Annotated in this window: 21 protein-coding genes and 1 pseudogene; 8 read left to right on the forward strand and 14 right to left on the reverse strand. The window is 53.9% G+C overall.

The window, feature by feature from the left end; translation table 11 throughout:
- Positions 1-57: 57 nt before the first annotated feature.
- The 4 genes and pseudogenes from ftsH (at position 58) to JCM2850_RS00255 (ending at position 4,917) form a co-directional block, all read left to right on the forward strand.
- Positions 58-1,950 (forward strand): ATP-dependent zinc metalloprotease FtsH, encoded by a 1,893-nt coding sequence (gene ftsH, locus JCM2850_RS00240; RefSeq protein ID WP_025869286.1) that lies wholly within the window; start codon positions 58-60, stop codon positions 1,948-1,950.
- Between the two features lie 81 nt (positions 1,951-2,031).
- A complete protein-coding gene (folP, locus tag JCM2850_RS00245) occupies positions 2,032-2,883 on the forward strand; it encodes a dihydropteroate synthase (RefSeq protein WP_025869287.1) in 852 nt (283 codons plus the stop codon).
- 27 nt (positions 2,884-2,910) lie between these two features.
- Positions 2,911-4,268: pseudogene (gene glmM, locus JCM2850_RS16060) on the forward strand (phosphoglucosamine mutase).
- Positions 4,269-4,377: 109 nt separating this feature from the next.
- Positions 4,378-4,917 carry a phosphatase PAP2 family protein gene (locus tag JCM2850_RS00255; protein WP_025869289.1) on the forward strand — a complete coding sequence of 180 codons (540 nt, stop codon included), beginning with the start codon at positions 4,378-4,380 and terminating at the stop codon, positions 4,915-4,917.
- A 103-nt stretch (positions 4,918-5,020) separates the two neighbouring features.
- Here JCM2850_RS00255 and JCM2850_RS00260 read toward each other — a convergent pair whose 3' ends face one another.
- The 12 genes from JCM2850_RS00260 to flgB all read right to left on the reverse strand — a co-directional run bounded on the left by JCM2850_RS00260 (position 5,021) and on the right by flgB (position 16,578).
- Complete coding sequence (locus JCM2850_RS00260; protein ID WP_025869291.1) at positions 5,021-5,770, reverse strand: class I SAM-dependent methyltransferase; 750 nt, start codon at positions 5,768-5,770, stop codon at positions 5,021-5,023.
- 221 nt (positions 5,771-5,991) lie between these two features.
- Positions 5,992-6,906: a flagellar hook-associated protein FlgL gene (gene flgL / locus JCM2850_RS00265; protein ID WP_025869293.1), complete on the reverse strand. Its 915-nt coding sequence runs from the start codon at positions 6,904-6,906 to the stop codon at positions 5,992-5,994.
- A 21-nt stretch (positions 6,907-6,927) separates the two neighbouring features.
- The gene (gene flgK / locus JCM2850_RS00270; RefSeq protein WP_234405999.1) at positions 6,928-8,865 is read right to left on the reverse strand and encodes a flagellar hook-associated protein FlgK; all 1,938 of its coding nucleotides are present in this window, start codon (positions 8,863-8,865) and stop codon (positions 6,928-6,930) included.
- A gap of 93 nt (positions 8,866-8,958) precedes the next feature.
- Positions 8,959-9,861, reverse strand: coding sequence for a flagellar assembly peptidoglycan hydrolase FlgJ (flgJ, locus tag JCM2850_RS16065; RefSeq protein WP_369384786.1), 903 nt, complete (start codon positions 9,859-9,861; stop codon positions 8,959-8,961).
- 23 nt (positions 9,862-9,884) lie between these two features.
- Positions 9,885-10,988, reverse strand: a complete 1,104-nt coding sequence (locus JCM2850_RS00280) for a flagellar basal body P-ring protein FlgI (RefSeq protein WP_305079945.1) — start codon at positions 10,986-10,988, stop codon at positions 9,885-9,887.
- 14 nt (positions 10,989-11,002) lie between these two features.
- Positions 11,003-11,692 carry a flagellar basal body L-ring protein FlgH gene (locus tag JCM2850_RS00285; protein WP_025869298.1) on the reverse strand — a complete coding sequence of 230 codons (690 nt, stop codon included), beginning with the start codon at positions 11,690-11,692 and terminating at the stop codon, positions 11,003-11,005.
- A gap of 38 nt (positions 11,693-11,730) precedes the next feature.
- On the reverse strand, positions 11,731-12,513 hold the full coding sequence (gene flgG, locus JCM2850_RS00290) for a flagellar basal-body rod protein FlgG (protein WP_025869300.1): 783 nt from the start codon (positions 12,511-12,513) through the stop codon (positions 11,731-11,733).
- 94 nt (positions 12,514-12,607) lie between these two features.
- On the reverse strand, positions 12,608-13,348 hold the full coding sequence (gene flgF, locus JCM2850_RS00295) for a flagellar basal-body rod protein FlgF (RefSeq protein WP_025869302.1): 741 nt from the start codon (positions 13,346-13,348) through the stop codon (positions 12,608-12,610).
- A 51-nt stretch (positions 13,349-13,399) separates the two neighbouring features.
- Positions 13,400-14,623, reverse strand: coding sequence for a flagellar hook protein FlgE (gene flgE, locus JCM2850_RS00300; RefSeq protein ID WP_025869304.1), 1,224 nt, complete (start codon positions 14,621-14,623; stop codon positions 13,400-13,402).
- Positions 14,624-14,930: 307 nt separating this feature from the next.
- Positions 14,931-15,617 carry a flagellar hook assembly protein FlgD gene (locus JCM2850_RS00305; protein WP_025869306.1) on the reverse strand — a complete coding sequence of 229 codons (687 nt, stop codon included), beginning with the start codon at positions 15,615-15,617 and terminating at the stop codon, positions 14,931-14,933.
- Between the two features lie 73 nt (positions 15,618-15,690).
- Positions 15,691-16,098 carry a flagellar basal body rod protein FlgC gene (flgC, locus tag JCM2850_RS00310; protein ID WP_025869307.1) on the reverse strand — a complete coding sequence of 136 codons (408 nt, stop codon included), beginning with the start codon at positions 16,096-16,098 and terminating at the stop codon, positions 15,691-15,693.
- Positions 16,099-16,173: 75 nt separating this feature from the next.
- Positions 16,174-16,578 carry a flagellar basal body rod protein FlgB gene (gene flgB / locus JCM2850_RS00315; protein WP_025869309.1) on the reverse strand — a complete coding sequence of 135 codons (405 nt, stop codon included), beginning with the start codon at positions 16,576-16,578 and terminating at the stop codon, positions 16,174-16,176.
- A 249-nt stretch (positions 16,579-16,827) separates the two neighbouring features.
- On the opposite strand from flgB, the gene JCM2850_RS22145 reads away from it, so the two are divergent.
- From JCM2850_RS22145 to JCM2850_RS00330, 4 genes are all read left to right on the forward strand, one after another.
- Complete coding sequence (locus JCM2850_RS22145; protein ID WP_234406000.1) at positions 16,828-17,106, forward strand: hypothetical protein; 279 nt, start codon at positions 16,828-16,830, stop codon at positions 17,104-17,106.
- Positions 17,097-17,615: a flagellar basal body P-ring formation chaperone FlgA gene (flgA, locus tag JCM2850_RS16070; RefSeq protein ID WP_051525203.1), complete on the forward strand. Its 519-nt coding sequence runs from the start codon at positions 17,097-17,099 to the stop codon at positions 17,613-17,615. The genes JCM2850_RS22145 and flgA overlap by 10 nt, the downstream gene beginning before the upstream one ends.
- A gap of 366 nt (positions 17,616-17,981) precedes the next feature.
- Positions 17,982-18,293, forward strand: a complete 312-nt coding sequence (gene flgM / locus JCM2850_RS00325; protein ID WP_025869311.1) for a flagellar biosynthesis anti-sigma factor FlgM — start codon at positions 17,982-17,984, stop codon at positions 18,291-18,293.
- A gap of 39 nt (positions 18,294-18,332) precedes the next feature.
- Positions 18,333-18,872: a flagella synthesis protein FlgN gene (locus tag JCM2850_RS00330; RefSeq protein ID WP_025869312.1), complete on the forward strand. Its 540-nt coding sequence runs from the start codon at positions 18,333-18,335 to the stop codon at positions 18,870-18,872.
- A gap of 672 nt (positions 18,873-19,544) precedes the next feature.
- On the opposite strand, the gene JCM2850_RS00335 is transcribed toward JCM2850_RS00330, so the two are convergent.
- The gene (locus tag JCM2850_RS00335) at positions 19,545-21,923 is read right to left on the reverse strand and encodes a TonB-dependent receptor (protein WP_025869314.1); all 2,379 of its coding nucleotides are present in this window, start codon (positions 21,921-21,923) and stop codon (positions 19,545-19,547) included.
- 105 nt (positions 21,924-22,028) lie between these two features.
- Positions 22,029-23,030 (reverse strand): FecR family protein, encoded by a 1,002-nt coding sequence (locus tag JCM2850_RS00340; RefSeq protein ID WP_025869316.1) that lies wholly within the window; start codon positions 23,028-23,030, stop codon positions 22,029-22,031.
- Positions 23,031-23,057: the final 27 nt, after the last annotated feature.

The following is a 23,057-nucleotide window of genomic DNA, read 5'->3' on the forward strand; positions in this document are numbered from 1 at the left end:
CCAGCAATTAGGTTTAGAATAAAGCGGTAGTTTCCCCTATGGATAAGGAACGGGACCTTGAATAACATCGTAAAGAATATTGCTATCTGGCTCATCGTGGCACTTGTGCTCATGACGGTGTTCAACCAGTTCGGGCCTAAAGGCGGCTCGGAAAGCCAGGTGGTGTACTCGCAGTTCATCACTGACGTCAAGGATGGCCGCATTGCCAAGGTCACCATTGATGGCCGCGTGCTGCGTGGCGTGACCAATGAGGGCCGCAAGTTCAATACCTATGCGCCTTCCGACCCATGGTTGGTATCTGACCTGCTGAAGAACAACGTCACCGTTGAGGCCAAGCCAGATGAGGAACCCTCCGTCCTCATGAGCATATTCGTCTCCTGGTTCCCCATGTTGCTGCTGATTGGTGTCTGGGTATTCTTTATGCGCCAGATGCAAGGCGGCGGCAAGGGCGGCGCTTTCTCTTTCGGTAAGAGCAAGGCGCGTCAGCTGGATGAAAACTCCAATCACACTACATTTGCCGATGTGGCAGGTTGTGATGAAGCCAAGGAAGAAGTCTCTGAACTGGTTGAGTTCCTGCGTGACCCCACCAAGTTCCAGAAACTGGGTGGCCGCATTCCACGCGGTGTTTTGATGGTAGGCCCTCCTGGTACTGGTAAGACCTTGCTGGCCAAGGCCATTGCAGGCGAAGCCAAAGTGCCATTCTTCACCATCTCCGGTTCTGACTTTGTGGAAATGTTTGTCGGTGTGGGTGCAGCCCGTGTGCGTGACATGTTTGAGCAAGCCAAGAAAAGCTCTCCTTGCATCATCTTCATTGATGAAATTGATGCGGTAGGTCGCCATCGTGGCGCAGGTACAGGCGGCGGCAATGATGAGCGTGAGCAAACTCTGAACCAGATGCTGGTTGAGATGGATGGCTTTGAAGCCAATTCCGGCGTGATTGTGATTGCTGCCACCAACCGTGCTGATGTGCTGGATAAAGCCTTGCTGCGTCCAGGTCGTTTTGACCGTCAGGTGATGGTGGGCTTGCCCGATATCCGTGGTCGCGAGCAGATTCTTAAAGTGCATATGCGCAAAGTGCCTTTGGATGCTGACGTTAAGGCTGACATCCTGGCCCGTGGTACACCTGGCTTCTCCGGTGCTGATCTCGCCAACTTGGTGAATGAAGCTGCCTTGTTTGCTGCGCGCCGTAACAAGCGCACTGTGGATATGCAAGACTTCGAGGACGCCAAGGACAAGATCTTCATGGGCCCAGAACGCAAGTCCATGATCATGCGTGAGGAAGAGCGCCGCAATACGGCTTACCATGAGTCTGGCCATGCTGTTGTGGCTGCGTTGTTGCCGCATGCAGACCCTGTGCACAAGGTCACCATCATGCCGCGTGGCTGGGCGTTGGGTTTGACCTGGCAGTTGCCCGAGCATGACCGTATCAGCAATTACAAGGACAAAATGCTGGAAGAGATTTCCATTCTGTTCGGTGGTCGTATCGCTGAAGAAATCTTTATGAACCAGATGTCCACTGGTGCTTCCAACGATTTCGAGCGTGCCACCAAGATTGCGCGTGACATGGTCACCAAATACGGTATGTCCGATAGCCTGGGTACTATGGTCTATGCAGGCAACGAGCAGGATTCCATGTTCGGCAGCATGTCTTCCAAGACAGTTTCCGAAGCTACCCAGCAAAAGGTAGATGCTGAAATCCGCCGCATTCTGGATGAGCAATATGGCGTAGCGCGTACCTTGCTGGAAGACAACCGCGACAAAGTTGAAGTCATGACCGCCGCACTGCTGGAGTGGGAAACCATAGATGCCGAGCAGATAGACGACATCATGGCGGGTAAGCCTCCACGCCCACCCAAGCCCGTGGCCAGCAGCAACAAGCCTGCTGCCGATAACGACAAGGGTGGTGGCACGACTACTGAGCCTACACCACAGCCCGCCGCCAAGACCTGAACCTAATGGTATTCAAGGCCACAAGCACCTCGAGCAATCCGGGACTTGTGGCCTTTATTGTTTTCTCCCCCGTCTAGAATTATGCAAAACCAATCATTATTCCACTGTGGAAAGTTCCGCCTAAATCTTGCGCACCCGCGCGTGATGGGCATCGTCAATGTCACCCCTGATTCATTTTCCGATGGTGGTCGCCATGCCAGTACTGATCTGGCGGTAGCACATGCCTTGAAGCTGGTAGCCGAGGGCGCGGATATTCTTGATATAGGCGGCGAATCCACCCGCCCCAATGCCATACCTGTGGGGCTGGATGAAGAACTGAGCCGGGTGATCCCGGTGATAGAGCGACTGGCACAGGAAGTCGATGTGCCCTTATCTATCGATACCTACAAACCCGAAGTGATGCGCCAAGCGGTAAAGGCAGGCGCTGCCATCATCAATGACATCTATGGCCTGCGTCAGCCTGGTGCCGTGCAGGCGGCGGCAGAAGGTAATGCAGGCATTTGTATCATGCATATGCAGGGCACGCCGCAGACCATGCAGCAAGAGCCTGTCTACGCCGATGTTGTGCAGGAGGTAAAAGCCTTTCTACACGAGCAATTGCAGGCTTGCCATGCTGCGGGCATCAGTGCAGAGCGCATCGTGCTTGACCCAGGCTTTGGTTTTGGTAAACGTACTGTGCATAACCTGGCCTTGCTGCAAGCTATGCCAGCCATTCTTGAACTGGGTAGGCCTATACTGGCAGGCTTGTCACGTAAGTCAGTGTTGGGGCAGATTATAGGCAGCGATGTAGATCAGCGCTTGCATGCCAGCCTTGCGGCATCAGTCATTGCCGTGATGAAGGGCGCGCGCATTGTGCGCGTGCATGATGTCAAAGCCACCGTCGATGCCCTCAAGGTGACCGATGCCGTGATTCATGCCCAGGCCAGCGCCTGAGCCATACTTAAAAACAAGAGCATAACGATGAGCAGAAAATACTTTGGTACCGATGGTGTACGTGGCAAGGTCGGTGAATTCCCGATTACGCCAGATTTTGTCATGCGCCTGGGCTATGCCGCAGGCCGTGTACTCACGCGCATGGACCACAACCTGGCGGCTGGCAGCAAGCTACCGTCATCATAGGCAAGGACACGCGGATTTCCGGTTATATGTTCGAGTCTGCGCTGGAGGCTGGCCTCTGTGCCGCCGGGGTGCATGTACGCCTGACCGGGCCATTGCCCACCCCAGCCATTGCGCATATCACCCGTGCCCAGCGTGCGCAGGCCGGCGTGGTGATCTCCGCCTCGCATAATCCGTTTGAAGATAACGGCATCAAATTCTTCTCCGCTCAGGGCACCAAGCTGCCAGATGAGGTAGAGCAGGCCATTGAAGCCGAGCTCGATCAACCCATGAATCTGGTGGTGTCCGAGCAACTGGGCCGGGTCAAGCGCATCAATGATGCCGCTGGACGTTATATTGAATTCTGCAAAAGCACCTTCCCTAATGCCATGGATTTGCGTGGTTTAAGAATTGTGCTCGATTGTGCCCATGGCGCCACTTATCATGTGGCCCCGCCAGTGTTTCATGAGTTGGGGGCAGAGGTCATCAGCATAGGTGTTGAGCCCAATGGCCTCAACATCAACCTGGAAGCAGGTTCTACCCATCCTGAAGCCCTGCAACAGGCTGTGCTTACGCACAGGGCAGACCTGGGCATTGCCTTTGATGGGGATGGTGACCGTGTGGTCATGGTCGATGGTCAAGGTCGTTTGCTGGATGGCGACCAGTTGCTCTACATCATCGCCATGCACAGGCAGGCCCAGGGCAAGCTCAACGGCGGTGTAGTCGGCACCCTGATGACCAATCTGGCGCTGGAGCATGCCTTGGCCAAGGCAGGCATCCCTTTCCAGCGCGCCAAGGTGGGCGATCGCTATGTGCTGGAATTACTCAATAGCAATCACTGGCAAGTGGGCGGCGAAAACTCCGGTCATATACTTTGCCTGGATAAGCACAGCAGTGGTGATGGCATTATCGCCGCGCTACAGGTGCTGCATGCCTTGCGTGACTCAGGCAAAACGCTCGCTGATTTTGGCGCTGAACTCCCGCTTTACCCACAAGTGCTGATCAACGTTAAAGTCGCGCAGCGCTTGGCGCTTGACGATAACCCACCATTACAGGCCGCAGTGAAAAAAGCCGAGCAAGCCTTGAACGGCAGTGGTCGCGTGCTACTGCGTGCCTCAGGCACCGAGCCTAAAATCCGCGTCATGGTGGAAGGGCAGGACAGGGCGCTGGTACAGCGTCTGGCAGAAGAAATCGCCGAAGTGGTGAAGCAAGTAGCACTCTAGTCTTCAGCCAAGATGATGGTGGAATTGTCTGCCGTCATCTTGGTCTGTTGTCATCATATATTCAGCAGACTGTCGCGGATTTGTCATGCAGACATGCGAATCTGCGCCCATGCATAACCGTCGCCTGACAATCTATCGAGATCGCTTCTGTGCATTGGATAGTGCACTCTGCATCAAGGTCAATCGCAGCAGTCATTATCGGCTGGTGCGCTGGGGTTTCCGCCTAGTGAGCCGCCTCGGTGATGGCATGTTCTGGTATGCCATCATGGCCGGAATCATTCTCACCCAGGGGATGGATGGAGTTCTGCCAGTATTGCACATGATAGTGGCTGGCCTGAGCGGCACCCTGGTCTACAAATGGCTCAAGGGCAAAACCCTGCGGCCTCGTCCATATGCCGTGCACCAGGATGTCTGGCTCGCGGGCAAGCCACTGGATAAATTCAGCTTCCCTTCAGGCCATACCCTGCATGCTGTCGTCTTCAGTGTGGTAGCGCTTAGTTACTACCCTGAACTGAGCTGGTTGATACTGCCGTTTGCTAGCCTGGTGGCCATGTCGCGGGTGGTACTTGGGCTGCATTATCCCAGTGATGTGCTGGCAGGTGCGGCCATAGGCGCTGTGATGGGGTTTGCTTCTTTCCTGCTGATCTAGTCTTGTGTGCATGCACGCATTTATCAATTAAGGCGCTAGCAATTAAGGCGCTAGCGGCAATTAATGCGCTATCAGGGTGCTCACTGCTTTCTCCACGCTGAGGCTACTTGATAAGGTGGCTGGCCCAGGCCGGAACCTCGCGCCAGAACACATGAAAGCCGCTAGAGAACGAGCCAAAATGCAATCCTTGCTTGGCACCCAGCCTGCGCAGGCTATCGAGCGAGAACAGACTGATATGACCATTGCGAGGCGCTGCATACCACCAGTTGAGTCTTTGCCCAGGGACAATATTGTTATCCGATGCCAAGGTGCTGACCAACATAATCCCCTGCGGCTCTAGCAAGCCTGCCAGGCGCGAGATCAGATTGTTGACATCCGGCACATGCTCAAACACCTCAAAAGCGGTAATAAGATTAAATTTCCCCAGGCTGGCCGGGTCGGTGTCTGTATGTACAAAAGGATCATAAGCGCTGGATTGCCAGCCCTGCTCACGTAGCAACTGGCTCATGACCCCGCTGCCGCTGCCATAGTCCAGATGCTGGAGTTCAGCACTTTGAGCACCCAGCAGCTCCTGCATCTGCTTGGCCATGGATTGTGGGCGTATCGCCACATATTCCGGGTCTACCTTGATGTAATCCTCGTTATAGATATGGCTGGCAAAATCTTCGGGCTGCCATTCGGCAAATTCCGGCGCAAAACAAAAGTGGCATTGCTCGCAGCGGAAGTAGTAGATGGGCACACAGGCCAAGGGCAGATAAAAGCCATTGCCTTCTTCGCAAGACTTGTTGAAATCCACCACATCAAAGGCATAAGCGCTGGCGTCGCAGACGGGGCAGGTGTGCACTTGAGACATGAGAAAGCCACTTTTAATAGATGAGGGGTTCACTATATAACAGAAGCCCAGCCAGCAAATGCCGGAATAAACAGGGAATAATCAATATCTGGGTATTCACCGCCCAAAATGAAAATGCCCGATCAAGCTATCGGGCATTTTTAGTGGAAAACTTATTTTGCTCACTAGGTTTTCCAGTTAGCCTTCTTAACCAGGCTGAAGCTAGCATGCTGATGCAAAGGCTAAATCAGGTTAAACAAGGACAAACTAGTGGTGGCTACAAACGATTTCTGCGCTGCTTCCAGCACGGTTTGCTGTTTGGCTAGGTCAGACAGCGCCTGGGCGTAATCCAGATCTTGTAGTTCTGAGAGCGACTTGGCGTATTGCAGATCGCGATCACTGCCATCGGTATTGAGTGATTCCAGCTCACCCAGCGATGAGCCATTACGTGCGCGTACGGTCAGCACCGTATCCATGGTGCTTTGAATGCTGTTGTTGGCGGCATCCAGACCATCCCTGAGCGCTTGCGCCTGAGTGGGGTTGGTCACTGGTGTGTCCAGCAGGTTGGCAATCTGCGTTAGGGTGGCGAATACATCATTGCCGTTGGCCTGAAACACATTGGGGCCAGTCTCGGTAACGGCCAGTTGGCGGCTGCTGCTTACCTGCACCTGACGCACCTGATTATCACCATTGTAAGTGGCCCCGCCTGCACTCTGGGTATAGGGTGCAGTGTTGGTTTGATAACCGCCATACAAATAATTGCCGCTGCCGTCAGTGGCATTGGCCAAGCCTATCAGGGCTTGCAGGTCATTGCGCAGTTCAATCGCAATAAAAGCACGTTGGGAATCGTCGTAAGAGGCATTGCCAGCCTGAACCAATCTATCTTTCATCGCAATCAGCGCATCGGTAACGCTTTGCAGATTGCCTTCCACAGCATTCATATTGTTCTCGGCAAACTGGCGGTTGCGCGCGTACTGGGTGTTGATGCTCTGCGAGTTCTGGATTTCCAGCGAGCGTGCCGCACCCACAGGGTCATCAGCCGGGGTGAGGATACGCTTTTTGGCTGAGATTTGTTCCTGCAACTTGGCCTGGTCTGCCTGAATCTGCGAGATTTTGCTGATGCCGTTCTGGAAAATGGTATTGGTACTGATGCGCATGATGGTTCCCTTATTCAGGCCTTACCTGATTGCCAACAGGGTTTCAAATAAAGTGCCTGCAATCTGCATAACCTTGCCTGCCGCCTGATAAGCCTGCTGATAACGCAGCAGGTTCACGGCCTCTTCATCGAGGTTAACGCCGGATTCAGATTGCTGGGCATTGATGGTCTGGGTCAGCAGGGTTTGCTCGGCAGCCCCGGTGATTTGCAATTCACGGGTGCGGTTGCCGACATAACTCACCAACTGGTTAAAGGTATCTTGATAGCTGGCGGTGCCATTGCTCATGACTTTTTGCGTCTGCAGGGCTGCCAATTGCAAGGCATTGCGGTTATCGCCAGGCGCATTGCTGCTGTTGGCGCTCACGCTAAACTGGTCACCTGTGGCCGGGCTGCCAGAAAGGCTGAAGCTGATGCCCGCCACGCTGATGGTGGCGCCTGCGCTGTAAGGCACGGTGCTACCAGCCGGGTAGGTGGTGGTGGCACCTGCGGTGGTGGTAACGGTGATGGCCTGACCTGCAGGGAAGCCGCTCAGGTTGCCCGCGTTATAGCTCAAGGTAAACGGGCTAGCTAAAGGCGAGCCTGCATAGCCACTGCTGACGGTGGCGGCACTGATGGCACCAGTGCCAGTATTGGCACCAGCGGCGCTGGTGGCGATCACAGGCGCGCCAGCGGCAATGTCACCTATCTGCTTTACCGCCACTTCAATATTGGCGGCAGCATTGGCAGTGGGGCGAATAATGAATTCATCACCGCTGTTCATGGTGCCCGAAGTCTGGGTGAAACTGACGCCATCTATGGTTTGCGGCAGGCTGCTGAAAGTTTGCGTCACATTGTCACTGGTGCGCGTAATGCTGTAGTTGCTGCCGTCATAACTCAGGCGGTAATCACTGGCAGTGAGTGCATTGGCATTGGTAATGCTGCTGCTGACCACCGCGTTACCCGTATTAAAGCCATTGGCATTCACCGTAGGACCGGGAATGGTAAAGAAATCGCCGCCGGGCACGCCGTTATTGGTCAAACCCTGACGGTGCTGGGTGTTAAAGGATTCCGCCATGGCTACGGCAATCTGGCCGAGAGTATTCTGGGTTTTATCCAGGGCTTCGCTGCGGTATTCAATCAGGCCACCCAGCACACCGCCTTGCAGACTGCTTTCTGCAAGTATCGAGGTGGTGCTGCCACTCTGATAGGCCACTTCCAGTCGGCCAGGGTTGGTTGGGGAATTGACTGTAGTCAGAGAGTAGGCAGTCAAGCCGGAAACCAGCGGAATTCCGTTGCCGATAAACACATTGTATTTAGTGCCATCCTGCACCACCACAGAAGCCTTGACCTCTTTGTTGAGGTCCAGCACCAGCTTGTCGCGCTGGTCCATCAGGTCATTCGGTGGCTGGCCAGTACTGTTGATGGCAGCATCAATAGACTCGTTAAGCCTGGCAATTTCCTTGGCGTAATTGTTGATGGAACTCACACTGGAAGACAGCTGTGAATTAACCGTGTTCTGCATTTCCTGCAGTCTATCGCCTAGGCTCTTGAAGCGGCTGACCAGGGCTTCGCTGTTGGAGAGCATGGCCTGGCGTGAAGCGGCATCATTGGGCGCGGAAGAAAGATCATTAATCGAGGCAAAGAAACTCTGAATTGCCGGAGAAAGACCTGCGGTGGAGTCCGCCAGCATGTTGTTGATCTGGTTGATGCTGGAGAGTTGGGTATTGATGGCGCTGGTGATGGACTGGCTGTTGTTGATCTGTTTGGTCAGCAACTCGTTATAAACGCGCTTGACGGTATCAATCTGCGTGCCGTTGCCTATATAGCCAAAGCCCCAGTTCTGCGCCTGAGCGCTGGACTGCACTATGGTCTGGCGCGAATAGCCATCAGTGCCCGCATTGGCAATATTGTGCCCGGTCACGCTGATACCCACCTGGGCAGCGTTTAGGGCGGTCTTACCTATGTTGAATATATTGGACATGATGCATGGCGCTCGATGTAGCTGTTAAGAGTTGAACGGCACAAAACGCAAAAACTTTACCTCAGGCTGGAGCAATGCTGGCAATCACACGCTTCAATTTACTGGCGTAATTGGGGTCTGTGGCATAGCAGCATCTTGTAGCGCCTGAGAATAAGCTGCTGCATTACCAGTGTTTTCCAGCACGTTGTTGTAACGCGGGTTGCTTTGCATCAGGTTGGCAAAATCGCGGAATGAATCCGCGTAAGAATCATAAGCGCGGAATTTCTCTATACGTTTCTGTGGTACACCGTTGATATATTCGGTAGTGACCGCATCCACGGTCTTGCCTTTCCAGTTGGCCCCGGCCTTGATACCAAACAGATTGTTGCTGGCAGTACCATCGCTGCCAATAATCTGGCGCTTGCCCCAACCACTTTCCAGCGCGGCCTGACCCAGCATCAGGTGTGCGGGTATACCGCTATCCTGACTGGCGGCCTCGGCATGGGCTTGCATTTGCGCGGTGAATTCACGCGCATTTTGCGGCACATCGGCCTGAACGGGTGCTATAGCTGAATTCACGCCCGCCTTGCTGGCAGCGCTGGCGTTGCGGCTCATATTACGCAATAAGGCAAACTCATCCACTGCACCAGATTTGCTTGCACCAGACTCTAAATCAAGAGACTCCGGGCTGACGCCAGCGTTCATGCCACCTTGCATCTGCTTGGCCAGCATATCGGCCAGGCCCAGGCCACGGTTGGCTATCTTCTGGCTGAGCTGTTGATCCAGCATGCCAGTGAAAGTGCGGCTGTGCTCATTATCAAAGATACCTTCCTTGGGGGTGGCATCGCGCATGCTTTTTAGCATCATATTGACGAACAGCGCTTCAAATTGCTTGGCGGCTTCCTTCACCGATTCCGGCGTGTTTTCGCGTGCTGCCTGCTTCAGCGAGTTAAGGCTGCTAGCATCGGCGGCAATGCGGCTGCTGAGATCGGTGTTAGAGGCTGGCGTGGTGGTCATATGGGGCTAGTCATTCTGCGCCGTTAAATAATTTCCAGCTCGGCACGCAGTGAACCCGCCGCCTTCATGGCTTGCAGAATCGCCAGCAGATCTTGCGGTGTGGCACCTATGGCATTGAGCGCCTTGACCACGTCAGAGAGTGAAGTACCTTTGTCCAGCTTGATCACCTGGCCGGGTTCCTTGTTGATCTCAACCTGAGATACAGGGGTGGCTACAGTCTGGCCGTTGGAGAAAGGGCCGGGCTGGCTGATGGCAGGGGCAGTGTTAATCACCACCGAGAGATTGCCGTGCGAAATGGCGCAGTCATCCAGCGTCACAGCCTGATTCATCACCACAGAGCCAGTACGGGCGTTGAGAATCACCTTAGCCATGCCTTGCGAAGGTTTGACGTCCAGATTTTCCAGATTGCCAAGGAAGGCAACCCGATTGAGATTATTAGGCGGCGTGATTTGAATGACGCGGCTATCCAGCGGCGTGGCGGTGCCAGCGCCAAAGCGCTTGTTGACTGCATCTACCACCAGACTGCTGGTTGAGAAATCGGCTTCCTTGAGTTCCAGATTCACGGTATTGCTTTGCGTCAGCAGGCTGGGCACGGCGCGTTCTACCGTGGCCCCGGCGGAAATACGCCCAGCGCTCAGGTGATTGATCTGCCTGCTGCTGCCACTGGCACCAGCACCAGCCCCGCCAACCAGCAAGCTGCCTTGTGCCATGGCGTAAACCTGATTATCCGCACCCTTGAGTGGCGTCATCAGCAGCGTGCCGCCGCGCAGACTTTTGGCATTACCCATGGAAGACACGGTGACATCCATGTTTTGTCCTGGCTGGGCAAAAGGCGCCAATGTCCCGGTGACCATCACGGCGGCCACGTTACGCAATTGCAGATTGGTGCCCACGGGCAGGTTGACGCCCATCTGCTGCATCATGCTGATAATACTTTGCACCGTGAATGGGGTTTGTGTGGTCTGGTCACCCGTGCCATCCAGGCCAACCACCAGGCCATAGCCTATCAACTGGTTGCTACGCACGCCCTGGATATTGGCCAGGTCCTTGATGCGCTCGGCCGAGGCTGGGCTGGCAAGCAATAGGCTGCCTAGCGAGAGCAGGGCAGCCAGCAGAGTTCTGTTCATGTTCATGATGCGGCTCACAATGGTGCGACGCTGAGGAAGAAGCGGGTGAGAATAGACATGGCCTGGGCCGCGTCTATCTGACTATTGGTACGGTATTCAATACGCGCATCGGCCACCCGGCTGGAGGGCACATTGTTACCCGCCGAGATATACATGGGGTCTATCACACCGGAGAAGCGGACAAACTCGGTGCCACGGTCAAAGGCCACCTGTTTTTCGCCGCTGACTATCATATTGCCATTGGGTAACACTTCCATCACCGTGGCGCTGATGGTGCCAGTAAACACATTGCGTGAGTTGGAGGCGGCGGCATCGTTATACGACAAATCCGAACTGCCACTGCCGCTCAAGCGCGGGAAAGTGCGGCCCAAAAAGCTTGGAATGCCTGCGGTCACTTCGCCAGTCTTGCTGGCAGAGTTGGTGCCAGCCTTGGTGGCGGTGGTGTTCTCGGTAATATTGATCACCACAGTGTCACCTACCAAGCGCGCACGCTTGTCTTCCAGCAAGGGTCTATAGGTGGCGGGGTTGTAAATGCCGCCACTGTTATAGGCCGCACTGCTGGGCATGGGTGGGCGTGTGGTGCTGGGGCCTTTGGTGATGGTGGTGGGAGGAATGGCACAGGCGCTGCCTAGCAGCAGCAGCCCCAGCGCCAGCCAGGTTCTCGGGGCCAGTGACAAATGCTTGGTGATGGTATGGGTGCGCATGGTCATTCCTTTACGGCAATTCAAACTGCTCAATCTAGTTATAGCTGCGACAGGCGTTGCAACATCTGATCCGAGGTTGAGATGGCCTTGCTGTTGATTTCATAAGCGCGCTGGGTTTGTATCATGCCCACCAACTCTTCCACCACGTTGACGTTGGAAGTTTCTACGTATTGATTGATCAGCATGCCAGTGCCATTAGAGCCAGGCTGATTGATATTGGGTGTACCCGAGGCCGCAGTTTCAACGTAGAGATTCTCGCCACGTGACTGCAAACCAGCCGGATTGATAAATGTTGCCAACTGGAATGAGCCAATCTGCACCGCAGCAGTAGCCCCAGGCAGCACCACAGAAACAGTCCCGTCACGCGCTACGGTCAGGCTTTGTGCCTGCGGGGGTACCACAATGGCAGGTTGTACGGTAAAGCCACTGGAAGTTACAAACTGACCCTGGTTATCCACCTGGAAAGCACCGTCACGCGTATAAGCGGTGGTGCCATCAGGTAACAGCACCTGGAAGAAACCATCACCGCTAATCGCCACATCCTTGGAGTTACCCGTTTGTTGCAGATTACCCATGGTATGAATGCGCTCGGTGGCCACAGGGCGTACACCAGTACCGAGCTGCAAACCGCTGGGCAACTGTGTCTGCTGGGATGATTGTGCGCCAGGCTGACGTATGTTCTGGTAGAGCAAATCCTCGAATACGGCGCGGGTTTTCTTGAAGCCGTTGGTGCTGACGTTGGCGAGATTGTTGGCAATCACATCCATCTGCGTCTGCTGGGCATCCAGGCCAGTCTTGGCGATCCATAGCGAACGTATCATGGTCTACTCCTTAGCGTTGGCAGCAATGGCTGCCTAGATTCTTGAATATCTACAACGACTTTTAAAACCAGCTTCTATGCTAAATCAAGCGACCTCAAGTCAAACTGAAGATCTGGCTGGCTTTTGTGGCGTTATTCTCTGCGTTCTGCAATAGCTTGGTTTGCAGGTCGAAAGAGCGTGCCAGCGTGATCATGTTGACCATTTCCTCTACCACATTGACGTTGCTGCTTTCCAAAGCGCCGCTGGCAACGGTGACGGTAGCATCGGCTTCAACCGGGGCACGGTTCTTGGTTTCAAACAGGCCATCGGCACCGCGTACCAGATCAGCCTCATTCGGGTTCACCAGCTTGATACGGCCTATAAGGTTGGTAATCAGCGGCACCACATTGGTCGCCACGGCTGACACCGTGCCGTCGTTGGCGATGGCTACCTTGGATTCCGGTGGAATGGTGATGGGGCCGCCATCACCCACTACGGTGAGGCCGTCCTGGGTTTGCAGCACGCCGTTTTCGTTAAGCTTGAAATTGCCCTGGCGCGTGTAGGCCTCGGTGCCATCCGCACGCTGTATGGCAAACCAGCCACGGTCGCGTATGGCTACATCCAATTCATGCCCGGTGTTGTAGACATTACCGCTATTGAAATTGGCACCTGTAGTGGCATCAACCACAAAAGCCCGCGTTGGCAGGCCAGCACCTAATACAGGAACCGCACGGAAACTGTCGATCTGCTGGCGAAACCCGGTAGTCGTGGAGTTGGCCAGATTATTGGCCGTAGTGGCTTGCTGCTCCATGATGTGCTTGAGGCCGGTCATCGCGGTATAGATCAGGCGGTCCATGACGGTTCCTTTTTGGCTAGATTACAGACAGGTTAAGACTAAGCATCAAACCTAGCGCAGGTTCACCAGCGTCTGCATGATCTGATCTTCGGTCTTAATGGTCTGCGCGTTGGCTTGGTAAACCCGCTGCGCGGTGATCATATTCACCAGCTCAGCCGTCAAATCCACGTTGGATTCTTCCACGCGATAAGACTGCAACACACCCAAACCGCCAGAGTTGGCCACACCTACAATTGGAGGGCCAGAGTCAGATGTTTCAGCCCAGAGATTGTCACCCAGCGGTTGCAGACCATTGAGGTTGCGGAAGTTGGCCAGCGCCACCTGACCGAGCACCGAGCTTTGACCATTGGAGTAACGGCCAAGAATGGAGCCATCAGCGCCTACGCTAAAGCTGGACAAACGTCCGGCGGCATAGCCATCCTGGAACAAATCACTTTCATTGAAAGAGTTGGCAAACTGCGTGCTGCCTGTCAGATCAAGCGAAATGGAAAGTGGCGTTGTGCCGCCAGTGGTCACAGGCACACTGATAGGCGAGGTGGTAATAGTGGGGTTGATGCCGCTGCCAGTGAAGCTCATTGTGCCTATCGGCGTTGGTGGCGTGGTGTTTGGTGTCAGTGCGCCATCGGCGCTTGCCATAATGCTCCACTCGTTGGCGGCAGTCTTGACGTAGTACAACTGCACACTGTGCGAATTACCCAGCGAGTCAAACACTTCTATCGGGGTAGCGTGACTGTAAGTACTAGGGTTATTGATATTGAAAGCGGCCACGGTCTTGATGTCAGCGCGTGAATCCAGATTCAAAGGCCCAGTGATTTGGGTGCTGGGTTTTGGTGCCAGGTCTGAGGCATCAATCTGCAACTCGGTCAGTGCCCCGGTTTGCACCACGCCATTCACCACGGAATAACCTGTCAGGCGCTGGCCAGAGGCGTTCTGGATATAACCTTCCTTGCTGAGTTGGAACTGGCCGTTACGCGCATAACTGATAGTGCCGTTATCGCTCATACGGAAGAAACCATTACCGTTGATGGCCACATCCAGCGGGTTGGTGGAGTTGGAGATATTGCCCTGGGTAAACTGCTGCGTCACTGCGGCAATCTTAGTGCCTATACCTATTTTGGAGGCGCTGCCGCCGCCCAGTGAGTTGGCATAAACATCGGCAAACTCCGCGCGGGACTGCTTAAAACCGACGGTGCTAGCATTGGCGACGTTATTACCTATCACTTCTATGCTTTTGGAAGCGGCGTTAAGGCCACTTAAACCCTGTTGGAAAGCCATGGTGTTCTCCTGCGTGAAATCGGGTTGCCGTTAAAAAAACTGCTGGGTGTTTACTCTAAAAGTTAAGCGCAAAAACACGCTTAACTAATCAATATCGTCAAATCTTAAGTACTAATTTAGCTCAGCAATATCAAAAATATGAAAAAAATGATATTCGCTATGTTTCATTCAAATCTGTTTCGTTCTCTTCAAAGTTAAGCCTAGAAAATCAGCTTAACTTTTAAATATCGTTAAGCTTAGAAAAGCTGCTTAACTTTTAAATATCGTTAAGCTTGGAAAATCAGCTTAACTTTCATCAACGTTAAGCTTAGAAAATCTGCTTAACTTTGTCGGTCGTAATCGCCGCCAGATTGCTCAAGTTGAGTTTTACGCCATCATTGCCTGAAGAAACGCTCATCACCTGTTCATAACTCAAGGTGCTAGAGGCCACTGTACTGTTGGCAGTGGTGGCGGTGGCTTCTATGCTGTAGCGGCCATCGGCCAGCTTGGTGCCATCATCGCCAAAGCCATTCCAGCTCAGTTGTGAAATGCCTGCGGCCTGATTTTTCAATTCATAGGTCTTGACCACATTGCCGCCTGCGTCCTTGATATTGACCTTGACGTTGTCTGCACCCACTGGCAATTCCACACCAAAGTAGGCGGAGGATTCACCTTCGGTCTCGGTGGCGGCCAGCACCGTGCTGTTGCCTTCTACCAATACCGCGCGGCCTATCAGGCTAGAGGCCTGCAACGCCTGCGTGGCCTGCATGCTGCTGATAAAGGATGACAGCGTGGCGTTCATCTTCTCAATCCCGGTCACCGTGGAAAGCTGGGCCATCTGGCTGGTCACTTCAGCGTTGTCCATGGGGTTGAGCGGGTCCTGATTCTTCATCTGCGTAATCAAGAGTTTCATAAACCTGTCCTGCGTCTCGGAAATACTGCTGGCCGAGGTGCTGGAACCCGTGGGGTTCATGGTGTTGAGTAAATTGTCCGAGATTGCGTTGGTGCTAGCCATTTGGGTTCTCGCTTTCTTAACTTGGGGTAATGACGCTATACATCACGCCAGTTACTGAGTTTTTACTGAGCTATTATTGACCTATAGTCAATGTTTTCAATAACATGGATTTGGCAGCATTCATGGTATCCACGTTGTTTTGGTAAGACCGTGATGCCGAAATCATGTTCACCATTTCTTCAGTCACATTCACATTGGGCATGGCCACATAGCCATTCTCATCCGCCAGCGGGTGCTTGGGGTCGTACTTCAGCTGCGGCGGGGCTTGATCTTCCACCACCTGCTTAACCTTAACCCCCTGTGAAACCGGGTTGGCGGTCACAGGCACGGCAGAAAACACAATGTGCTTGGTGCGGTAGGGCTGGCCGTTGGAGCTGGTCACGCTATCGGCATTGGCCAGGTTACTGGCCACCACGTTAAGGCGTTGCCCCTGTGCGCTCATGCCCGAGCCTGAAATATTGAAGACATTAAATAGAGACATATCAGCTTCCTTTTTTAAGGGGGCTAGGTGAGCGTGTCCAACTAGGCGAGCGTGAAAAAGTACTGGCGCTCAGCATTATTGGCCTTGAATCACAGAGAGCATTTTTTTGATCTGCCCGCTAATCATCGTCACCCCGGCTTCATAGCGCAGCGCATTGTCGGTGAACTGGGCCTGCTCGGTATCCATATCCACGGTATTGCCGTCCACACTGCCCTGAATGATAGAGCGATAAAGCACGCCGCTTAATTGGTTGGCACTAGAGCCTGTCGCAAAATGGGCAGGGTTGGTAGTGGCAGTTTGTGAACCGCTGGCCTGGGTTTGCAGCGCCTGCTGAAAAGCCTGAGTGAAATTAATGTCACGCGCTTTGTAGCCCGGCGTATCCGCGTTGGCAATATTGGCGGCCAGCAACTCCTGGCGCTGGCTGCGTAGCCTTAGCGCGGTTTCCTGGAAATTCAGCGATGCGTCCAGTTTGTTCAGCATGAGAAAACTCCGTTTGCCAACGACAGCATCAAGCAATGCAGACAATTGTCGTTATTTCAGATGATTGGCAGTTTAGGCGGCCGTGGGCAAGATTCATCATCTGAATAAGAGGGGGTTTTTGCCCTTATTCAGGGTTTGCCCGCGCGCGAGGCTCTTTACAATGCAGTCAATCAACATGGCTAGGCATGCTGTGCCCCAAAGGCATAACGCCAGGCTGTTAACGGACTGTATGCTAAAACGGGAGGGGGTATGGTGAGACTGACTAGGCTGGCAATACTCTGCATCATGACCCACCTGGGCCTGGCACCTTTGCTGGCCCACGCGCAAGTGACTGCCCTGGCGCAGGCGCAGCCTAATGTAGTTCAAGCGCAGCCCAATGTAACTCAAGCCCAGCCAAATGTAGCGCAAACCCAGGCAAACTCATCGCCGTTCCAAAACCTGGCGCAGCTACGCACCCAGGTAGAAGAATTCTTACTTACCCAGACCGTAGGTTATCCAGCAAAGTCTCGGCAGCCGCGGTGGCAGTAGATAACCGCCTCAAACTTGCCAGCTGTGAAAAATTGCAGATGTTTCTGCCCAATGGCAGCCGTGCCTGGGGTAAAACCAGCGTAGGCGTCAAATGCACCGCTCCGCAAGCCTGGACCATCTACGTGCAGGCCAATGTGGAAGTCATGGCCGAATATTTAATTGCCGCCGTGCCCCTGGCGCAGGGCCAGATAATCAGCGAGCAAGATCTAGCCAAGGCGCAGGGTGACCTCGCACGCCTGCCGCCTGGCGTATTCACCGATGCAGCGCAAGCTGTTGGCCGCTCGGTCTATGTGCCGCTGAGTGCAGGCACCGTATTACGCCAGGAAATGCTGCGCATCATGCCTGTGGTGCAACAAGGGCAGAAAGTCGTGCTCAACTCCATAGGCAAAGGCTTTATGGTTACCGCAGAAGGTACGGCATTGGCCAATGCCACTGAAGGCCAGCGTGTCAGAGTTAAAGTGGGCAACGGACAAGTGGTAAGTGGGCTGGCGCGTCAAGGTGGCTCATAGATGTAATTTATTAACATGTGATTTATTAAAAAAATTTCTGCGGCAGCGAAATTTTCTCGCCGCGATGGTATCCATCTTTAAGTGAGCGATGATGCCAAGCGGCAAAGTTTTACTGAATCCTGGCTAACTGGGTACAGACTTTGTCTTACATGTGATAGGCAAGGGTTTTGCTAGGATTTTTTGCCAGAATTTCGCCGAGCACACGCTCAAATGGTGGATTTGCTGGCAGTGGCGTCCTGACTGGAAGTGGCAACTTGATTAGCAAATTCGGGCAGAATTTTGTTAAAGTTCGTTCTATACCTGCCGATAAGAGCAATATAGCAGCGTGTAATGCCATGCTGTCACTGAACAAGCCAAGGAATCGCCATGAAAATCGATGACGCACTGAAAAAAGCGGTAACGCTCAATACTGACAAGGTCGATAGCAACAAAACCCGTACAGAATCCAGGGCCCCCGTCACTGGTGGTCAAAAATCGGGTGAAAGCGTGACTTTGTCACCGCTGGCTTCACAGCTGCAGTCGATTGCTGCGGCAGGTGCCAATGAAAATGTGTATAACGCCGATAAGGTAAATGCCATCAAATCCGCCATCTCCAGTGGCCAATTCAGAGTTGATTCTGAAAAGGTTGCCGATGGCCTTATCAATACCGTGAAAGACCTGCTGTCAGCACCTCGTTAAGCGCTGGCCGGGTGGTAAGCTAAAGAGGTAAACCTGACCATGACCACAGCCAGTTTTGATATAGAAATTGCGTTAACCGACCACCTGCTGGAGCTACTCAAGCGTGAGCAAGGCAGCCTGGTTAAAGTGGATGTGGATGCGCTAGAAGGTTTACTCAGCGAAAAAGCCCGCATACTGCAGGATCTCAACACCAGCACCCAGGCCCGCTTCAAAGCGGTTTCTGCCCTGGGTTTCAATGCCGATGAACAAGGCCTGGCCACCTGGCTAGCCAGGCAAGATGCGCCGCTGCAACAATCATGGAATCACTTCCAGTCATTGCTAACTCAGGCCAAAGAACTCAACCGCGTCAACGGCATACTCATCACCAAACATTTTGCCCGTAACCAGCAAGCGCTGGATACCCTGGGCCGCCCACCTGCTGCCAGCCAGTTCTACGGGCCTAACGGCCAGGCCAGTACAGGCTCTGGCTTATATAACACCCTGCTTAAGCATATATCTTTGATAAAAAACCGGGATAGCCCGGTTTTTTATTGGCTGACACCAGCCTGTACCCCTTATAGCAATATTCCACCGACTTAAGATATCCCCGCCCCGGCTTACAGCCGGGTAACCTGCGTTGCTCGGCTTGCATACATTCTTCTGGGTCACGCTCAAACTCGCTGCGCTCAGACAGTCGCGCGCCCTGATCCGATAAACCCTGCGCTACTCGGCGGGTCTAAACGGGAGGGAAAGTCAAAGGCTCCGGATCAAGTTGCCACACTGGTAAATAAGCGCGATTACTTTTGTCTGCATCGCAGCATTAATACCAATCAAACAGTCATTTCAATTTACGCCTTGCTTACTTAACCTCTGGCTTTTGAAGTTGTTCCCGTTGAGTGCGCCGAGTAGCGCAGCAGTTTCTGGATTAAGGGCTTGCGACTGTCTGAGCGCAGCGAGATTGAGCAAGACTCCAATGACTTGAGGCAACCCAGGTTGCCCGGCGTAGCGGGACGCAGGAGTCGGGTCGCCTTTGCTTACATTTCTTTTTGGCGAAGCAAAAGAAACGTAAGTCGCCCGGCAAGGCGAAACAAGATATCTCGCCATTGACAGCAGGCGTCAAGACAACCCAAACCCTCCCGCAAAAGGCAGCAGGGACCAAGCCCCTTCACCCCTGCCGTTCCCGCTAGCTGCAAATATAAGCGAAGCCCCCATCAGTCTGGACTTCGCTCAAACGCTTTAACCTGCTGATCTGGCGATTGCGCCCAATAGTAGCTAGATATCCAGCCTGACACTGACACCAAAGGTACGCGGTGCGCCTACGTCCAGCACGGTGCCATTGTTGTTGGTGGTGTATTCCCTATCAAACAGGTTGCGCACAAAGCCAGTGAAACGCAGGCGCTGGTTGAGCTGGTAGCCTACCGAGGCATTGAGCAGTTTGACACTGTCGTTGTATTGCGGAATGCCACCTCGTTGGTAGATAGCCGGGCTTTCATCCTGGTAAATAGCATCCACGGTGAAGAACAAGGGCTCTATGGGTCTATAGGTCAGGCCTAGGTTGATTTTGTATTTGGGTGCCATGACAAAGGATTTACCGCTGAGGTCATCGCCATCGGCAGTGATGTAGTCTTGGTAACGGGTGTGGTTGTATGAAGCCCCAGCAAACAGACGCAGTTGTTTGTTCACATCATAATCACTGGATAGTTCCAGGCCCTGCATGCGGCTGCGTGCGGCATTGGAGACAAATACGGTGTCGGTGGCGGTATCCAGCATGCGCACTTGCTGATCTTTCCAATCGGTGTAATAGGCGTTGGCCATCAAGCGTAATTGCTGCCATTGACCGCGGTAGGAGAGTTCATAGTTGGTGGTGTATTCGGCATCATAAGGGCGGTGATCGGAAGGCACGCGGGTGTTGGTGCCGCCGCCTCTATAACCACGCTGCACCACAAAGCCCAGCAGTTGTTGCGGGGTCAGCTGGTAGCTCACGCCCAGCTTGGGCAGAAGAGCACCAAAGGATTTGCTTTCATTGGCAGCGCTCACAGGTGAGAAGCCCAAAATATCACGCAAATAGGTGACGTTGGTGTTGTTCTTTTCCGAGTCGTAACGCAGGCCTGCAATCAGTTTCCACTGCGGGATAAATGCCCAGTTAACCTCACCAAACACGGCACGGTTGCGTATTTTGTTCTCGCCTTCAGCGTTCAGCGCCAGGGTGTTGCCAGAGCGCAGGGCATCCTCAAACTTGACTTGCGAATCGCTGTAATAAGCGCCCACATGTGCTTGCAAGGTTTCGGCGCTATATACCGCACGCAGTTCCTGATTGAACAGGCGCGTGCGGTAATCCATATTGGCGCGCTGGTTGGTGGTGGCGTTCTGGTCAAAATCCAGCAGCGCATGGTATTCGGAATGCGTGCCTGAGGTAATGCTGGTCAGCGTCCAATTGGGCGTTAGGTAGTGGTTCAGTTTCAGCGTGGCTTCATTTTGCTGAATTCTGTCACCCGCGTCGGTGTTCTGGATTAGCTGGTAATACAGTGGTCGCTGGTTGTTGCGCGTCACGCCGTTGCTGCCAGTACGGTAGTTGGTATGCGCCAGTGTCAGCATGGCATCGGTTTGCTCAGTGGCCACCAGCAGCAATTTGCCACGCAGGTTGACCGAGCGTCTGGCATCGGCATCCTTGTCGAGGAAGGGGTTGCGGATATAGCCATCCTCATTTTCAGCGCTGACTGTGAAGCGGCCTGCCAGTTGGCCGGGCACGATTTCGGTATTGGCCATGACAGCCGCGCCGCGCTGGCCATAATTGCCAATCTGGGTCTGCACGGCCATTTCGTTCTTGAATACCGGGTCATTGCTTTGCATGATGACGGCACCCGCCAGGGCATTGCGGCCTTGCACGGTGGATTGCGAGCCACGGAAGACTTCAATCTGTTTCATATCCCACAGGGAAAGCGGACTCATGGTGATAAAGCGGTTGGTTTGCAAGGCACCATCAACAAACACCGAGACGGCATTATTCAGCGTGCGCGGGCCCTGATCATCAAAGCCGGAAACTGGCACACCGCGTATGCCCCAGGTTTCATTGCGGGATTGGATATTGACGCCTGGCGTACGTGCCAGGGTATCCATGAGGGAGTAATCAGCATGCTCCTTCATATCTTCAGCCGTAGTCACCGCCACGCTGGATAAGGTTTCGCTCCATTTACGCTGAATTTTCTCGCCGCTGACGATGACTTCATCTAGCTTGGCTTCCTGAATATGCTTAGCCGCTGGAATTGCACTGCTGCTGGCCGCGCTGACGATGGCGAGACCGCCATTGAGGCGCTGGGCAGTCAGGCCTGTACCTTGCAGCAGCTTATTAAGTGCCTGTTCGGCACTCATGCGGCCACTGGTGGCGGGGGCAGATTTGCCAGCCAGCAGCTTGCCATCGCTATAAATCTGCATGCCGCTTTGCTTGGAGAGCGCAGTGATGGCATCTGCCAGTGGCTGGGCGCTGATATTGATGCTGATACTGGGCTGAATTCCAACTTGATTGCCAATTTCATTGCCAACTTCAGTGCTGCTTTCTGCCAGTGCTGAGTTTGTGCTCAGCAGTGTGCTGGCAAATGCCAGTAACAGTAGCTGCCTGCCTAGCGTGAGTGTGTGGGTGGTGCTGATGCTCATGGTGTGGTGTTTCCCTGAAATAAATGGTGGCTAAGTTGCCACTTCATCTGAGAAGACAGCGCAGCAGGAAAAACGGAGACAGGCTTGTGAGCGTTTTTTGCGTGATCAGCGAGATTTGAGTTGTGTCTCTGTAGCGCCAGGGATCAATTGCAAGGGCAAGATGATTGTTAATGCACGTTCCAGGGCTTGCTGATCCTGGGCGCGGAAGCGGCCACTCAGTCGTAATTGCGCAGTGTGGGCGTCAGCAATGGTCAAGGGCTGCTGCCTGAATGCATTGATGAGCGGCAGGGCATCAGCCAAGGGCATGTTGTTGAATACCAGCCAGCCACTACGCCAGGCCGAGGCATCTACGGCATCTACCTTGCCCAGTTCAATCACGCCTGCCTGGCTCAAGAGTTGATCTCTGGCCAGGAGATCATAGGCCATAGGCTTTTCAGTCTGGGGGTGTGACACAGTAGAAGGCGGATAGTAGCGCACATGGCCTTGTTCTACATTGACTGCCAGGCGTTGCTGACGCTGGCTGACCGTGAATATGGTGCCCACAACCTCAACGCTCCCTTGCTGGGTGCTGACCATGAACGGCCGTTGCCGATCTGGGCTGACAGTGAAATGCACTTCACCTTGCTGCAATGCCACCTGGCGTTGCTGTCTATACAAGCTTACATGCAGTGCACTTTGCGCATTGAGGGCCAAATTACTGCCGTCCGGCAGGGTGATTTGGCGAACTTCGGCGACACCTGTGTGATAGTCCGCCTCAAACACAGGCTGCTGCCAATACCAATGCCCAGTTTTGAGCAAGGCGGCGGCTGCGAATGCCAGCACGCCCCAGCCTAGTAGGGAATGCGCTTGCGGACGACGTTTCTTGGCAGCATGTGGCTTGAGATCTTGGGTAGTGGGGTCGCTAAATTCAGCTTGCAGGCTGGGTGCCAAAGAGAGCAGGGCCTGCATTTGCCCGGTGGCTTGCTGGTATGCCGATTCATGCCCCTCTGAGCGTGAACGCCAGTGTTGCAGCCGGGTTTGCAGGCGCTCGGTTTGCTCTGCGCTGGCCATTTCGAGTTGGGCTAGCTGGCGCAGGGCCTGCTTCAGCAAGACGTCGCTGTGGCTCATGGCAGGCAGCAGTTATGCAGGTTTAAC

The organism is Methylobacillus glycogenes JCM 2850 (genome assembly GCF_000617925.1).
GTDB classification, from domain to species: Bacteria; Pseudomonadota; Gammaproteobacteria; order Burkholderiales; family Methylophilaceae; genus Methylobacillus; species Methylobacillus glycogenes.

Coding starts and splice junctions, on each gene's coding strand:
- folP (WP_025869287.1), top strand. CDS start 2,032: ATGCAAAACCAATCATTATTCCACTGTGGAAAGTTCCGCCTAAATCTT.
- JCM2850_RS00255 (WP_025869289.1), top strand. CDS start 4,378: ATGCATAACCGTCGCCTGACAATCTATCGAGATCGCTTCTGTGCATTG.
- JCM2850_RS00260 (WP_025869291.1), bottom strand. CDS start 5,770: ATGTCTCAAGTGCACACCTGCCCCGTCTGCGACGCCAGCGCTTATGCC.
- flgL (WP_025869293.1), bottom strand. CDS start 6,906: ATGCGCATCAGTACCAATACCATTTTCCAGAACGGCATCAGCAAAATC.
- flgK (WP_234405999.1), bottom strand. CDS start 8,865: ATGTCCAATATATTCAACATAGGTAAGACCGCCCTAAACGCTGCCCAG.
- flgJ (WP_369384786.1), bottom strand. CDS start 9,861: ATGACCACCACGCCAGCCTCTAACACCGATCTCAGCAGCCGCATTGCC.
- JCM2850_RS00280 (WP_305079945.1), bottom strand. CDS start 10,988: ATGAACAGAACTCTGCTGGCTGCCCTGCTCTCGCTAGGCAGCCTATTG.
- JCM2850_RS00285 (WP_025869298.1), bottom strand. CDS start 11,692: ATGCGCACCCATACCATCACCAAGCATTTGTCACTGGCCCCGAGAACC.
- flgG (WP_025869300.1), bottom strand. CDS start 12,513: ATGATACGTTCGCTATGGATCGCCAAGACTGGCCTGGATGCCCAGCAG.
- flgF (WP_025869302.1), bottom strand. CDS start 13,348: ATGGACCGCCTGATCTATACCGCGATGACCGGCCTCAAGCACATCATG.
- flgE (WP_025869304.1), bottom strand. CDS start 14,623: ATGGCTTTCCAACAGGGTTTAAGTGGCCTTAACGCCGCTTCCAAAAGC.
- JCM2850_RS00305 (WP_025869306.1), bottom strand. CDS start 15,617: ATGGCTAGCACCAACGCAATCTCGGACAATTTACTCAACACCATGAAC.
- flgC (WP_025869307.1), bottom strand. CDS start 16,098: ATGTCTCTATTTAATGTCTTCAATATTTCAGGCTCGGGCATGAGCGCA.
- flgB (WP_025869309.1), bottom strand. CDS start 16,578: ATGCTGAACAAACTGGACGCATCGCTGAATTTCCAGGAAACCGCGCTA.
- JCM2850_RS22145 (WP_234406000.1), top strand. CDS start 16,828: ATGGTGAGACTGACTAGGCTGGCAATACTCTGCATCATGACCCACCTG.
- flgM (WP_025869311.1), top strand. CDS start 17,982: ATGAAAATCGATGACGCACTGAAAAAAGCGGTAACGCTCAATACTGAC.
- JCM2850_RS00330 (WP_025869312.1), top strand. CDS start 18,333: ATGACCACAGCCAGTTTTGATATAGAAATTGCGTTAACCGACCACCTG.
- JCM2850_RS00335 (WP_025869314.1), bottom strand. CDS start 21,923: ATGAGCATCAGCACCACCCACACACTCACGCTAGGCAGGCAGCTACTG.
- JCM2850_RS00340 (WP_025869316.1), bottom strand. CDS start 23,030: ATGAGCCACAGCGACGTCTTGCTGAAGCAGGCCCTGCGCCAGCTAGCC.